Here is a 13884-nt window from a genome sequence, read left to right as displayed (position 1 = left end):
TAGCCTAAAGCAGAAAACAGCCTAAAGCAAAAACAAAAATGGCATACGATAAATTTAATATACTTACTAGCAGTGCAGTGCCGCTGCCAATTGAGAATGTAGATACAGATCAAATCATTCCGGCTCGTTTCTTAAAAGCTACAAAACGTGAAGGTTTTGGAGATAACCTTTTTAGAGACTGGAGATACAACGGAGACGATACACCTAAAGCAGATTTCGTTTTAAACAACCCAACTTACTCTGGAAAAATTCTTGTTGGAGGAAAAAACTTTGGTTCTGGATCATCTAGAGAGCATGCTGCTTGGGCAGTTTACGATTACGGATTCCGCGCTGTGGTTTCTAGTTTCTTTGCTGACATCTTCAAAGGAAACTGTTTGAATATTGGTGTTTTACCAGTACAAATCAGTCCAGAGTTTTTGGAAAATATCTTCAAAGCTATTGAAGCTGATCCTAAAACGGAATTAGAAATCAATCTTCCAGAACAGACTATTACTTTATTGTCAACTGGTCAGCAAGAATCTTTTGCTATTAACGGTTACAAAAAGAACAACATGATTAATGGCTTTGACGACATTGATTATTTACAAGATATGAAAGAAGATATTAAAGCTTTTGCTGATAAACTTCCTTACTAAATAGAAATCTCATTCAGGATATTAGACCCGACAGGTTTCAAAACCAGTCGGGTCTTTCTAAATTAAATGAGAAAAAATAGAACGCGGATGAAACAGATTTGCTATCGCAAAAACGCAGGTTAACGCGGATTTTTATTTTACTTCATACTAAAAATCCGTTTTATCAGCGTCTTCGCAAAGCGAATCCGTAAAATCAGCGACAAAAATTAGAATATGTTTACCTGTTACATTCAAACAGTTAGAAATTAGAAATATCAATATGGAAAAAAGAAAAATTGAAATAATGGATACGACACTTCGTGATGGTGAACAAACCTCTGGAGTATCATTTTCTGCTGCAGAAAAACTGACCATTGCGCAATTGTTGTTGGAGGAATTAAATATTGATAGAATCGAAATTGCTTCGGCGCGCGTGAGCGAAGGAGAATTCCAAGCCGTAAAAGGCATTACTTCTTGGGCCGAAGAGCGTGGCTATATTAACAGAATTGAAGTTCTGACGTTTGTTGATGGAGGAGTTTCAATTGAATGGATGAAAAAAGCAGGTGCCAAAGTTCAGAATTTATTGACCAAAGGCTCAATGAATCACTTAACGCATCAATTAAAAAAAACGCCAGAACAGCACTTTTCCGAAATTGCTCAGGCAATAACATCAGCTAAAGAAAATAATATTGAAACTAATGTTTATCTGGAAGACTGGAGCAACGGAATGCGAAATTCTCCAGATTATGTTTTTCAATTTCTAGATTTCTTAGCAACTCAGCCAATAAAAAGAGTTTTACTTCCTGATACTTTAGGCGTTTTAATTCCCTCTCTAACTTTTGAGTTTATTTCAAAAATCAGAGCAAAATATCCAAACATTCACTTTGATTTCCACGCACATAACGACTACGATTTAAGCGTTGCCAATGTTATGGAAGCTGTAAAAGCTGGTATAAACGGCCTTCACGTTACCGTAAACGGAATGGGAGAACGTGCCGGAAATGCACCGCTTGAAAGTACTGTAGCTGTAATAAATGATTATATGCCGGAAGCGAGCATCAATATCAAAGAAACTTCTTTGTATTCTGTAAGCAAACTAGTTGAAACTTTTACAGGTTATAGAATTCCAGCTAACAAACCAATTGTAGGCGATAACGTTTTTACGCAGACTGCCGGAATTCACGCCGATGGTGACAACAAAAACAATTTATATTTTAACGATTTACTTCCAGAACGTTTTGGGAGAAAAAGAAAATACGCTCTCGGAAAAACTTCTGGAAAAGCCAATATCGAAAAGAATCTTCAGGAATTAGGTTTAAAATTAAACAACGAAGATTTGAAATTGGTGACCCAAAGAATTATCGAACTAGGTGACAAAAAAGAAACCGTAACAAAAGAAGATCTTCCATACATTATTTCGGATGTTTTGGACAGTCATACTTACGAAGAAAAAATAACTATAAATTCTTATATGCTGGTTCATTCTAAAGGAATGCGCCCATCTACGACTTTATCTTTAAATTTAAACGGAGAAATAATCGAAGAAAATGCACAAGGAGACGGTCAGTTTGATGCTTTCATGAATGCATTGTCTAAAATTTACAAACAAAAGAAATTAACACTGCCAAAATTAATTGATTATGCAGTAAGAATCCCTCCAGGAAGTAGTTCTGATGCGTTGTGCGAAACTATTATTACATGGGTCAATAACGGAAAAGAATTCAAAACCCGCGGATTAGATTCAGATCAAACTGTTGCAGCTATTATTGCAACGCAAAAAATGCTTAATATAATTACCTAAGGCACTAAGACACTAAGATTCTAAGATTTTTCTTTGACCTTAGAATCTTATCAACTCAGAACCTTAGAACCTTTTAAAAAAAACTAAGCCACTAAGAGTAAAAATCTTAGAACCTTAGCAACTCAGAATCTTAGAACCTTAAAAAATATAGAATGAAATTAAACATAGCCCTTTTAGCCGGAGACGGAATCGGACCAGAAGTAATAAATGAAGCAGTAAAAGTATCTGATGCTATTGCCAAAAAATTCGGACATGAAATCACTTGGAAACCAGCTTTAACTGGAGCTGCTGCAATTGATGCGGTAGGAGAACCTTATCCAGATGCAACACATGAAGTTTGTAAAAATGCTGATGCAGTTCTTTTTGGAGCAATTGGCCACCCTAAATATGACAATGATCCTTCTGCACCTGTAAGACCAGAACAAGGTTTGTTAAAAATGCGTAAAGCATTAGGTTTGTTTGCAAACGTAAGACCAACTTTTACATTCCCTTCGTTATTAGATAAATCTCCATTAAAAAGAGAAAGAATTGAAGGAACTGACTTAGTTTTCTTAAGAGAATTAACTGGCGGAATTTACTTTGGTGAAAAAGGAAGAAGAGACAATGGTGATACTGCATTTGACAACTGTGTTTACACAAGAGCTGAAGTGCAGCGTTTGGCTAAAAAAGGTTTCGAATTAGCAATGACACGTTCTAAAAAATTATGTTGTGTTGATAAAGCTAACGTTCTAGAAACTTCACGTTTATGGAGAGAAACAGTTCAGGCAATGGAAAAAGATTATCCAGAAGTTGAAGTAAGCTACGAATTTGTTGATGCGGTTGCTATGCGTTTGGTACAATGGCCAAACTCTTATGATGTATTGATTACTGAAAACTTATTTGGAGATATTTTAACAGACGAAGCTTCTGTAATTTCTGGTTCAATGGGATTAATGCCTTCTGCTTCTATGGGAGCTGAAGTATCTTTGTTTGAACCTATTCACGGTTCATATCCACAAGCTACAGGATTAAACATTGCCAACCCAATGGCTACTATTTTATCTGCTGCTATGATGTTCGAAAACTTCGGATTGATGGAAGAAGGAAAAGCAATGAGAGATGCGGTAAACAAGGCTCTAGAAGCTGGAGTAGTTACCGAAGATTTAGCCAATGGAGGCAAAGCATACGGTACTAAAGAAGTTGGTGACTGGTTAGCTGCGAATGTATAAGAAATCGTAGAGACGCACCGCAGTGCGTCTTCTCGTTATATTAGACGCACTACGGTGCGTCTCTACAAAAAACAACACAAAAAAAGGGATCAACTTTCGTTGATCCCTTTATATTTTAGAAAAAAAATATTAATATCCTCCTCTGTTTCCGCGGTCATTTCCTCCACGGTTGTTTCCATAACTTCCACGAGAGTCTCCTCCACGGTTGTTATTAAAACTTCTTCTTTCGCCTTCTGGTTTTGGCTCAGACTTGTTTACAACAATTGTACGTCCTGAAACAACAGCACCGTTCAATTCGTCGATAGCTTTCTGAGCTTCGCTATCATTTGGCATTTCAACAAAACCAAAGCCTTTACTTCTTCCAGTAAATTTATCAGTAATAATTTTAACAGAGTCAACTGTTCCATAAGCCTCAAAAGACTCTCTTAAATCTGCTTCCTCAATACTGAATGGAAGGCTTCCAACAAAAATATTCATAGATATTTATTTATAATAATAAGCAAATGTACTCTTATTATTCTGTAATCTACTATATATTAGTTTATTTAAGTTTTTATTTTGATTTTACAAAATATATTTAGACAAATAACCTAATCAACAGGAACAAAATTTCCTTCTGGAGCAACCGGAATTTTGTAAAAAACACCTTCCGAAAAGTGCATTTCTTGCTTCTCAGCACTAGGATCAGTATTAACTACAGTAAATTTAAAGGTTCCCGAAATAGTTTTTTCGTCCGTATTATATTCCGTCACGACAATTTGCCCGCTTCCTTTGGCAACTCCCGTACTAAATTCTGCTTCTTGTCCTTTATAAGTGTTTTTGTAAATAGCTATTGTAATATCATCTAAGCCTAAAACATAGGTCTTTACGATTGGCGCAGGAAGTTTAAAACTTATTTGTTCATACCCTAGAGAACCGTGTATAACAAAAGTTCCATTCGATTCTGTTCCTGCTTCATAAGCTTGAGCCCTCCAAAAATTATTGTCTTTTAAAGTCTGAAAAGCTGGATTATTAAATCTTACATCTTCTGTACAAGAGATAAGTAAAAGTAAAAATGATAAAAAGTAAAAGTATTTTTTCATGTTTAAAATGAATTTGATGCAAAAGTATTGCATTAAGAACTAAATACTTAAATTAAAAAGTCAAAAAAATGCTAAAAAAACAACTCCAGTATATTTAATCTTCTTTAAAACGTGTTTTTCATAAAAAAATTATATCTTTGCGCCCTTAATTAACAGAGGTCGAGTACCTCAAAATTTAATCAATAAGATTATGTCAGTAAAAATTAGATTACAAAGACACGGTAAAAAAGGAAAACCTTTTTACTGGGTAGTAGCTGCAGATGCACGCTCAAAAAGAGATGGTAAATACTTAGAGAAAATCGGTACTTACAACCCAAACACTAACCCAGCAACTGTTGAGTTAAACCTTGACAGCGCAGTAAAATGGTTACACAATGGTGCTCAACCAACTGATACTGCAAGAGCAATCCTTTCTTACAAAGGTGCTTTATTGAAACACCACCTTGATGGAGGAGTTCGTAAAGGCGCTTTAACACAAGAGCAAGCAGATGCTAAATTAACTGCTTGGTTAGAATCAAAAGCTGGTAAAGTTGATGCTAAAAAAGATGGTTTATCTAAAGCAAAAGCTGATGCTAAAGCAAAATCTTTAAAAGCTGAGCAAGAAGTTAACGCTAAACGTGTTGCTGATGCTGCTGCTGCACAAGCGGAAGCTGAAGCTGCTGCACAAGCTACTGAGGCTACTGAAGAAGTTGCTGAAGCTACTGAAGAAGCTCCTGCTGCTGAAGAGAATAACGAAACAACTGAAGCATAATTTTACTTAGCGATAATGCGTAAAGAAGACTGTTTTTATTTAGGTAAAATCGCTAAAAAATTTAGTTTCAAAGGTGAAGTCTTGGTCTATTTAGACACAGATGAACCTGAGTTATACGAAAATCTGGAATCAGTGTTTGTTGAACACAACAAACACTTGGTTCCTTTTTTTATTGAAACAAGCTCATTACACAAAAACGACTTTCTAAGAGTTCGTTTTGAAGATGTAAATACCGAAGAAGATGCAGATGCTTTATTAGGAAATGCAATTTATCTTCCTTTAACTATGTTGCCAAAACTTACTGGCAATAAATTCTACTTCCACGAAGTTATTGGCTTCGAAATCGAAGACAAACGTTTAGGTGTTTTCGGAAAAATAACTTCTATAAACGATTCAACTGCCCAACCTCTTTTTGAAGTTTTAAATGGCGAAGTTGAAATCTTAGTTCCTATGATTGATAATTTCCTTGTAAAAATCGATCGTGAGAACAAAAAAGTAATCATGGATCTTCCTGAAGGTCTTGTGGAGATGTACCTTTAAAAGAGTATTCAGTTTACAGTTTTTAGTATTCAGTTTTCTATCTGAATAAATCTTAATTTCAATATATACTGCGATGTTTTCATTTAAGCAATTTTCTGTTAAACAAGATAAAACCGCTATGAAAGTTGGCACTGATGGTGTTTTACTTGGTGCTTGGGTTCCTATTCATCATAATCCGTTTAGTGTTTTAGATGTTGGCGCCGGAACAGGAATTATTGCTTTAATGCTAGCACAGAGAAGTCATGCTGAACAAATTGATGCTCTTGAAATTGATGAAGAGGCGTACGAGCAAGCTGTAGAAAATTTTGAAAGTTCTCCTTGGAGTGATAGATTATTCTGTTTTCACGCTGGTTTAGATGAATTTATTGAAGAACCGGAAGACGAATATGATTTAATCGTTTCGAATCCGCCTTTTTATGCAGAGGATTACAAAACAGATAATGAAAAGCGTGATTTAGCACGTTTTCAAGATGCAATGCCTTTTGAAGAAATTGTTGAAGCTGCCGATTTATTACTTTCAGAAAACGGAGTTTTAGCTGTAATTCTTCCTTTCAAAGAAGAAGAAAAATTTATTGCCTTAGCTAAAGAAGCAGAATTATATCCTTTCAAAATTACCCGAGTAAAAGGAACTCCAAAATCAGAAATAAAACGTAGTTTATTGGCTTTTAGCCGAAATGAAGCTTCGGAAATTGAAATCAACGAACTTGTTATCGAAATAGACAGACACGTTTATACACCCGAATACATTGAACTTACTAAAGATTTTTACTTGAAGATGTAAAAAACATCTTTGTCAAAGCTCAAAACTTTGACAAAGACTATTAAGATTTTCTATTTACCTTTTTTAGCAAAAAGAACCGCTCTTTCCAAAACTTCATCTCTCCCTTGCTGAATTCCTAAAATAGTTGGTTTCACTTCAACATCAGGCACAATACCTATACGCTGTGTTTCTTTTCTATTTGGATAAAAGACACCAAAACAAGTAAATGATGAGCCAAATCCTTTAATGATTTGAAATCTGTAATTTGCACCATCAGCTCCACCAGTCTGACTTCCGATAACTACACAATTAGGGACCGTTTGTAAACTCATTACAGTAAACTCAGCATGACTTACGACTTTATTGCTTTTCCTTTTTTAATTTCACCTAAAGAACCAATCCAATTTTCAATTACCAGAGAAAATGACTCAGAAGTCTTCGCTTCTTCAACTTTTGGCAGGATTTGAAATAATTGTTCATCCCAATTTTTACTTCCATCGGCAACATTTGGATGATAATATTTTAAGAAACCCCAAATTTTGCAGGTTGCAGCTAGCTTTTGAGTTTCGGTAATTGTTTTTGAAAAAGAAAATTGAAATAATAGTAAAAATGCAATAAGTACTGTTTTTTTCATTTAAAATTGTGGTTTTGGTTAGATTATGGATCGGTTTAATTTTTAAACTTGTTCAAAAATGCTTTTAAACTGATACAGTATTCTCTCAATTAAACGTAGATCTTCGGTTACAATCTCTGCATTTCCTTTCATTTCCTGCTGAAAAGCGATTTGTTTATTGTATGATGTTTTCAAACCTTTAGGAAGCGCAACATCTATAAGCAGATTTCCGTCTTTATCGGGCACTAGCGAAATATTTTTGATTTCGCCTTTTAGAACCCCAAATTCTCTATCAGGAAAATTTGCTAAACGAATATTAACCCTTTGCCCCACTTTTATTTTTCCTGAATTTAAAGCTGGAGCTTTTACTTTTCCTATGAAACTGTTTTTTGCATCTGGAATAATAGAAAATACGTTATCTCCAACATTTATGGTCTGATTTTCGTTCCAAACCTGCAAAAACGTGACCTTTCCGCTAATTGACGATTTTAAAGCATACGCCAACTCCCAATCTCTTATCACTTTTTTCAATTGATAAAAGGACTGCGAAACACTACGGCCGAGATTAACCTCTTCTTTAGTGCTGTTTATTTGCAAATTCTGGCTCGATTTTGTGTTGTCAATCAAAGAAGACCTCAATTGAGAAATCGAGGACAGCAGGCTTCGATAGTTCTTTTGCGCCTGAAGGAAATTCAATTTTTTAACTTCCATTTCCTGAGCAGAAATAATTCCTTTATTGAACAGCGTTTCAAAACGGGCTACTTCATTTTTCTGAAGCTCCAATTCGCGTTCGTTAAGTATTTTCTGCTGCTGCAGGATTTCCAACCTTTCTGTTATTTGGATTTTTTCGGACTGTTGTGCCCTGCTTTCGATCTGAAATGGATGCAGGTCTTTATTTAGCTCCTGTGCCTGATAATCTTTTTGGAATGCAGCATACGCGCTTTCTACTTCACCGAATTGCGTATTTTTCAATAGCTCAAAAGGAAATTCTTTTTGGGAGTTGTTGATATCGTATTTGTCAACAATATCCTTTAATCGAAAAATATCCTTGTAATTGGCTGTATTTTCAATAATAGCCAATGTGCTGTTTTTAGCAACCAGCATTTTATTTTTAACCAAAATAGCCTCAATGCGTCCAGAAGATTTTGAAACTATCTTCTCTGGCGGAATATTGGTTGTAATTACAATTTCTGTTTTTACAACATCTGGATATTTGACGAACCAAGAAACAAAAAATAGTAAAACAATTATGGTAAATATTAAAACAGTTCCCCATCGTATCATCCAATGTGGCACTTTGGTCAGGATATCCTGAACCTCTTCGCTTCTTAATTCAAATGTATCTTTGTTCATGATTAATTTCCTAATTGCAGCTGGTTTTTAACCAACTCAAAATAATTACCTTTTTGTTCCACCAATGCCGAATGGCTTCCTATCTCTATGATTTTTCCTTTATCTAAAACCACAATCTGATCAGCATTCATAACAGTACTCAATCGATGCGCGATTACCACAACCGTTTTATCTTTGAAAAAGATATCGAGTTTTTTCATGATTTCTTTTTCATTATTGGCATCTAAAGCCGAAGTGGCCTCATCAAAAAATAAAATTTCAGGATTTTTATAAACCGCCCTTGCAATAAGCAGACGCTGTTTCTGTCCTGTACTCATTCCCAATCCTTCAGAACCTATCTTGGTATTAAAATTTAGAGGCAGCTCACTGATATATTGTTTAATATTTGCCACATCTGCAGCATAAAGCAGTCTTTCTTTATCTATTTTATCAACCCCAATAGCAATATTATTAGCAATGGTATCGCTAAAAATAAAACCTTCTTGCATTACGGCTCCAATATTAGATCTCCATGCATGTTGCGAAATATTTTTAAGCTGCGCGTTTCCAATAAGCACTTCTCCTTTTTCAGGTTCGTAGAACTTGAGCAGCAGCTTCATTAAAGTCGTTTTACCGCTTCCGCTAACACCAACTATTGCTGTTACTTTATTGCTGGGAATTAAAAGGCTTAAATTGTCTAAAACAGGAATATCTGAACCTAAATATCGAAAAGAAAGGTTTTTAATTTCTATATCGACATTTTGCGGAACTTCACTTGTTTGGTTGGCTTCCTGCTGGACTTCATCTTCTTTTTGATGGATTTCGGACAATCTGGCTAAAGATATTTTAGCATCCTGAAGCTCCCTAACAAATTCAATAAGCTGCGTTATTGGCCCGTTTAAACTCCCTACAATCGAGCTGATTGCCAGCATCATACCTAGAGTTATAGAACCATCAATTACCAATTTTGCCGAAAGAAATACGATAAAAATATTCTTTAATTCATTAATAATTGAAGAACCTATTGTTTGGGTCTGCTCCAAAACTAATCCTTTTATAGAAACCCTGAAAAGCCTTGCCTGAACATATTCCCAGCCCCATCGTTTTTGCTTTTCGGCATTATGAAGCTTAATTTCCTGCATTCCGTTTATCAGCTCTATTACTTTACTCTGCTCATTCGAAATTTCTGCAAATCGTTTATAATCTAATGCTTCCCTTCTTTTTAAGAATAGAAGTATCCAACCAAAGTAAAACACACTTCCAGCAAAAAACACTAAAAAAATCTGCAGATTATAATAGGCTAAAACAGCTCCCATTATAAACATATTAATTACAGAAAATAGAACATTGAGCGATGATGTGGTAAGAATTTTTTCAATACGGCGATGATCATTTATTCGCTGCATGATATCTCCCGTCATTCGGACATCGAAGAAGGAAATAGGCAGATTCATTAATTTGATAAAGAAATCTGAAATAAGGGAAATATTGATTCGGGTTGATAAATGCAGTAGAATCCAGCTCCTAATGAGGTCCAAACCTGTTCTTCCAGCAAAAAGAAAAAGCTGGGCAAAAAGAACCAAATAAATAAAATTAAGATTCTGATTTTGGATTCCGACATCAACAATACTTTGAGTCAAAAAAGGGAAAATAAGCTGCAGTAAACTGCTTGCCAATAACCCGATACTTAACTGTATTAAAAATGATTTATAGCGAAGAATATAATGCGATAATAATCCAAAACCTATTTCTCCACCTTCTTGTCTATCAAATTCAGACTGAAAGAAAACTGGTGTTGGTTCCAGTAGCAGCGCTACACCTTCTTTTGTTTGATCATCAGCATTGTTGCCAATCCAGAATTTTAAAAAGTCTTCTTTATTATATTGAATTAGTCCAAAAGCTGGATCAGAAATATAATATGTCCCTTTTTTGATTTTATAAAGTACTACATAATGGTTTTGGTTCCAATGCAGAACACAAGGCAAGGGCACCTCTTCTAATCTCTCCAGACTTAGCTTTACCCCTAAAGTTCTAAAACCAGTCTTTTCGGCAGCATCGCTTAAAAAAAGTAAATTACTTCCTTCACGAGTTGTCTCGCTTGCATCACGCAATTCCTGAATTTTGATTGTTTTTCCGTAATGTTTTGCAATTATTTTTAAACAAGTTGGGCCACAATCTTTGTAATCTGCCTGTTTATAATGGGGAAATTTTTTCAATTTATTTTGATTTATTCAAGGCCAATTTAAGAAAAAAAATTCTTGTTAATCTATAAAAAAAACAGAGAAGATATAATCTTCTCTGTTTCGTATTTAAAAACAAATTTTAGCAACACAATTTCTTTAGGACATGGTCGCGGTTACCCTAACCAAATAAAACTAACACAGCGACCAACTCCTAAGAATCTCAGTACCAATCATCAATACTGAGAATTTGCTCAATGTTCCACGATCGAGCGCCTATACATTCAAAAAAAACATGACTAAATTCTAAATAAGGCTATATCGTATTACTTTTAAAAAAGTTAAAAATCAACAACAAAGACGACTTGTATCACAAATACCCGATGATGTATTTAGCGGACAAGATTCGCCTAACGGTATTAAAATGCATCCTGCTTCCAAAGCATAAACCCAACAATCTGGAATTCCTCCTTTCATGGTCTTCTGTACACTTTTGTTAATGTACTGAGCACCTTCGAGTTTTAAAATCTTCTTTAACATAATTAATACCTTTTTTATATAATAACAGTGCTTAATTGTTACTATCTAAACATTAAAATTAGCAAGCAGAATATTTCTCGACAGCAGTATCATTGCAATTTAGTTCTTGTGAATACTCACTTCCCAAAATGCTTTTCTGCTCTTTTTTTGTCAGCTTTCTTGTTTCTTTGCTTTTTAAAATTTTTTCTAACATAATTGGTTATTTACATTTTTGAGTCTAAGCCTCAAATCCCTAATAACTTGATGCTTAATATTTTATTCCTTAACAGCTTCCGACATAACTATTTGGTATGCAGTTCCAGTGTGCTGGCACCGTTCCAAATTCTGTACATCTTTTCGCTTTAAATCCATCTTCACAAATAGGAGCATGATCTCCATTCATTGTTTTCAGCTCATTTACAGTCAACTCTACTGCACCTTTCAATTTCAAAATATTCTTTAACATAACTGCAGGTTTTAAATCGGGGGATTAACTATTTCTATTTTAACAGTCGAAATTTCTGTTTTTTTATGCTGTCTTCTCTAAAACTTGAACTTCCTCAACAAAATCATTTAAGAAATATTTCAATTCATTCAATTCGTATTCATTTGGAAACAGCCTTTCATTGACAATTTTAATGGGTGTATAATTAAAATTGTTCATAGAGCACCAATCGTATTGTTTCTGAATTTCCTGATTTATCATCATGCTTACAGAATCAACATTCCATTTTTTAAGCCATTTTTTATGAACCATTCTCTTAATATACCAATCTGAGATTGCTTCAACTGTTTTTCCTGGCGTCGTTCTATTAATTGTTAATAGTCTTTCTACAACTGCTTTATAAGGATTGTCGTTGTTTTCTGGATTAATATTAAAAAGAACATTCAAAAATATTTTGTCTGGAAACTTCAATACTAAATCGAAAGCTTCTTGAAAAGTTTTATAACAATGTCCACAACTTGGGCTAAGAATTACAGAAAGTCTAACTCCTGCATTTTTATTACCAAACGTCAACCCTCTTAAATCTTCAAATCCTTTTGTATATTTTACTTTTTTAGACAAGAAATTTAATAGCGAATAATTTCTTTTAAATTTCTTAAGCTCTTTTAAAGAATTCTCATTATCAAGCATTTTTTTAATCATTACTTTAACTGTCGCCCAGATTGGAATTAAAAGCAGTAAAGAAAATACATAAGGAAAAATATCATTAAAACTAAAACTCAACGTAAAAAGATCTGACGAAAACCAAACAATACTTTGAACTAAGATTAAAAATGATATTGCTAAACACATTATACACCATTTTTGAATCTCGAATTTCTGAATCCAGATAGAACAAACTATTATTGGAATAGCTAAAAGACTTAAAAATCCAATAAAAATAGCTGAACTTAAAGGTTGGACTAATATGGCAATGATACTTGAACCAAAGAAAAGCAATGGCAGATCTGAGAAGCTCAACCATCTATTTGCGATATCATCGTTGAAACTTATTACTGAATGGCAAGAAGTATTAGAACTTAAATTACAGAATTTTGAAATTACGGTGTTTTTAACTCCCCATTTTTCCTGCACAATAAAGATGCTTACGACAAAACCTAATACCGATGTTACTAAAAAGGAAGCGCTAAACCAATCAAAACGATTAAAAAAGAACGATAATCCAGCTACCAGCGCAAGAGGCAGAAAATATTTCAACCAATTGTATTCTATTTTAAGATTATCTCTCGCTACAACATTGTTTGGTTCAATAGCTACAATTACACCATTCCAATCTAAAAGGAATTTATCATAAGATAATTTTTGAGTTCCTTTTTTTGTGGTTGTGATTCTAACGCCACTTTTAATTTTTTCTGCCAGAATTAATTCATCTTTAAAATAAGCCAAAAAGTTTGAAGGCAAATCTTCAATCTGCTCTTTCGAAACTCTCACTGCTGCGTTCTCCACAGAAAGCAAATCAAACGAGTCTGTAATGGCAAACAAACTCGGATAATTTGGATGTGACAAAAACAGATCCTTAAACTCATTTTTGATATCTGAGTAGCGATTGATTTGCAGAAATTTTTGGACCAGTTTTAACATCGTTTTTGATCGTTTTTAAATCATAATTACACTGCAAAGATTGGGGTTTTTATTGATAAAAATCGCATAAACACATACATTTTATTAATTATACCACATACAATTTATAAATTATACCAAGTATAGTATATTGAGCAACTATTTGAAAAACAAGTGTTTATGTGTTTATTTTTTTGTCAAAAAGCTTAAAAAGTGCTTTTTCGATTAACGGTTTTCCTTTTTATCTAGTTTTGGATAAGTAATAATCTAAACATTAAGAAACATGAAAAATAGGCCTCTAAAAACAGGTGATTTTACAAATAAAAAATCATAAAAACAGGATGCAAAAAATGACCAATATTGTCCAGAATTGCCCCTCAAAAAAAAGTAAAAAATACCCCTAAAGAGCATAGAAAAAC

14 protein-coding genes are annotated in these 13884 nt (G+C 34.0%); 6 read left to right on the top strand and 8 right to left on the bottom strand.

Annotated elements, in window-relative coordinates; genetic code table 11:
• Nucleotides 1–38: 38 nt before the first annotated feature.
• The 3 genes from leuD to leuB all read left to right on the top strand — a co-directional run bounded on the left by leuD (nt 39) and on the right by leuB (nt 3623).
• Complete coding sequence (leuD, locus tag M0M44_RS06755) at nt 39–635, top strand: 3-isopropylmalate dehydratase small subunit (protein ID WP_134139032.1); 597 nt, start codon at nt 39–41, stop codon at nt 633–635.
• A 259-nt stretch (nt 636–894) separates the two neighbouring features.
• A complete protein-coding gene (locus M0M44_RS06750; protein ID WP_248729077.1) occupies nt 895–2415 on the top strand; it encodes an alpha-isopropylmalate synthase regulatory domain-containing protein in 1521 nt (506 codons plus the stop codon).
• A 152-nt stretch (nt 2416–2567) separates the two neighbouring features.
• The gene (leuB, locus tag M0M44_RS06745; RefSeq protein ID WP_248729076.1) at nt 2568–3623 is read left to right on the top strand and encodes a 3-isopropylmalate dehydrogenase; all 1056 of its coding nucleotides are present in this window, start codon (nt 2568–2570) and stop codon (nt 3621–3623) included.
• A gap of 129 nt (nt 3624–3752) precedes the next feature.
• Here leuB and M0M44_RS06740 read toward each other — a convergent pair whose 3' ends face one another.
• Nucleotides 3753–4100 carry an RNA recognition motif domain-containing protein gene (locus tag M0M44_RS06740; RefSeq protein ID WP_057115840.1) on the bottom strand — a complete coding sequence of 116 codons (348 nt, stop codon included), beginning with the start codon at nt 4098–4100 and terminating at the stop codon, nt 3753–3755.
• A 113-nt stretch (nt 4101–4213) separates the two neighbouring features.
• The gene (locus M0M44_RS06735; protein ID WP_248729075.1) at nt 4214–4705 is read right to left on the bottom strand and encodes a DUF6252 domain-containing protein; all 492 of its coding nucleotides are present in this window, start codon (nt 4703–4705) and stop codon (nt 4214–4216) included.
• 190 nt (nt 4706–4895) lie between these two features.
• On the opposite strand from M0M44_RS06735, the gene M0M44_RS06730 reads away from it, so the two are divergent.
• From M0M44_RS06730 to M0M44_RS06720, 3 genes are all read left to right on the top strand, one after another.
• Nucleotides 4896–5456, top strand: a complete 561-nt coding sequence (locus tag M0M44_RS06730; RefSeq protein ID WP_248729074.1) for a 30S ribosomal protein S16 — start codon at nt 4896–4898, stop codon at nt 5454–5456.
• Nucleotides 5457–5471: 15 nt separating this feature from the next.
• The gene (gene rimM, locus M0M44_RS06725) at nt 5472–5996 is read left to right on the top strand and encodes a ribosome maturation factor RimM (RefSeq protein ID WP_248729073.1); all 525 of its coding nucleotides are present in this window, start codon (nt 5472–5474) and stop codon (nt 5994–5996) included.
• A 73-nt stretch (nt 5997–6069) separates the two neighbouring features.
• A complete protein-coding gene (locus tag M0M44_RS06720) occupies nt 6070–6777 on the top strand; it encodes a tRNA1(Val) (adenine(37)-N6)-methyltransferase (RefSeq protein ID WP_248729072.1) in 708 nt (235 codons plus the stop codon).
• Between the two features lie 50 nt (nt 6778–6827).
• On the opposite strand, the gene M0M44_RS06715 is transcribed toward M0M44_RS06720, so the two are convergent.
• The 6 genes from M0M44_RS06715 to M0M44_RS06690 all read right to left on the bottom strand — a co-directional run bounded on the left by M0M44_RS06715 (nt 6828) and on the right by M0M44_RS06690 (nt 13486).
• Nucleotides 6828–7088, bottom strand: coding sequence for a S41 family peptidase (locus M0M44_RS06715; RefSeq protein WP_248729071.1), 261 nt, complete (start codon nt 7086–7088; stop codon nt 6828–6830).
• Nucleotides 7089–7108: 20 nt separating this feature from the next.
• Nucleotides 7109–7390, bottom strand: a complete 282-nt coding sequence (locus M0M44_RS06710) for a hypothetical protein (protein WP_248729070.1) — start codon at nt 7388–7390, stop codon at nt 7109–7111.
• Between the two features lie 42 nt (nt 7391–7432).
• A complete protein-coding gene (locus M0M44_RS06705; protein ID WP_248729069.1) occupies nt 7433–8722 on the bottom strand; it encodes an HlyD family secretion protein in 1290 nt (429 codons plus the stop codon).
• Nucleotides 8723–8724: 2 nt separating this feature from the next.
• On the bottom strand, nt 8725–10917 hold the full coding sequence (locus M0M44_RS06700) for a peptidase domain-containing ABC transporter (protein WP_248729068.1): 2193 nt from the start codon (nt 10915–10917) through the stop codon (nt 8725–8727).
• 766 nt (nt 10918–11683) lie between these two features.
• The gene (locus M0M44_RS06695) at nt 11684–11866 is read right to left on the bottom strand and encodes a hypothetical protein (protein ID WP_248729067.1); all 183 of its coding nucleotides are present in this window, start codon (nt 11864–11866) and stop codon (nt 11684–11686) included.
• A 63-nt stretch (nt 11867–11929) separates the two neighbouring features.
• Nucleotides 11930–13486 carry a vitamin K epoxide reductase family protein gene (locus M0M44_RS06690; RefSeq protein WP_248729066.1) on the bottom strand — a complete coding sequence of 519 codons (1557 nt, stop codon included), beginning with the start codon at nt 13484–13486 and terminating at the stop codon, nt 11930–11932.
• Nucleotides 13487–13884: the final 398 nt, after the last annotated feature.

Origin of the sequence: Flavobacterium humidisoli, from assembly GCF_023272795.1 — a bacterium.
Lineage (GTDB): Bacteria > Bacteroidota > Bacteroidia > Flavobacteriales > Flavobacteriaceae > Flavobacterium > Flavobacterium humidisoli.
This window is presented reverse-complemented; position numbering and strand designations above follow the sequence as displayed.

Excerpts from the sequence above, each read along its gene's own strand:
- leuD (WP_134139032.1), top strand. The coding sequence starts at position 39 with ATGGCATACGATAAATTTAATATACTTACTAGCAGTGCAGTGCCGCTG.
- M0M44_RS06705 (WP_248729069.1), bottom strand. The coding sequence starts at position 8,722 with ATGAACAAAGATACATTTGAATTAAGAAGCGAAGAGGTTCAGGATATC.
- M0M44_RS06695 (WP_248729067.1), bottom strand. The coding sequence starts at position 11,866 with ATGTTAAAGAATATTTTGAAATTGAAAGGTGCAGTAGAGTTGACTGTA.
- leuB (WP_248729076.1), top strand. The coding sequence starts at position 2,568 with ATGAAATTAAACATAGCCCTTTTAGCCGGAGACGGAATCGGACCAGAA.
- M0M44_RS06690 (WP_248729066.1), bottom strand. The coding sequence starts at position 13,486 with ATGTTAAAACTGGTCCAAAAATTTCTGCAAATCAATCGCTACTCAGAT.
- M0M44_RS06750 (WP_248729077.1), top strand. The coding sequence starts at position 895 with ATGGAAAAAAGAAAAATTGAAATAATGGATACGACACTTCGTGATGGT.
- M0M44_RS06735 (WP_248729075.1), bottom strand. The coding sequence starts at position 4,705 with ATGAAAAAATACTTTTACTTTTTATCATTTTTACTTTTACTTATCTCT.
- M0M44_RS06720 (WP_248729072.1), top strand. The coding sequence starts at position 6,070 with ATGTTTTCATTTAAGCAATTTTCTGTTAAACAAGATAAAACCGCTATG.
- rimM (WP_248729073.1), top strand. The coding sequence starts at position 5,472 with ATGCGTAAAGAAGACTGTTTTTATTTAGGTAAAATCGCTAAAAAATTT.
- M0M44_RS06710 (WP_248729070.1), bottom strand. The coding sequence starts at position 7,390 with ATGAAAAAAACAGTACTTATTGCATTTTTACTATTATTTCAATTTTCT.
- M0M44_RS06715 (WP_248729071.1), bottom strand. The coding sequence starts at position 7,088 with ATGAGTTTACAAACGGTCCCTAATTGTGTAGTTATCGGAAGTCAGACT.
- M0M44_RS06740 (WP_057115840.1), bottom strand. The coding sequence starts at position 4,100 with ATGAATATTTTTGTTGGAAGCCTTCCATTCAGTATTGAGGAAGCAGAT.
- M0M44_RS06730 (WP_248729074.1), top strand. The coding sequence starts at position 4,896 with ATGTCAGTAAAAATTAGATTACAAAGACACGGTAAAAAAGGAAAACCT.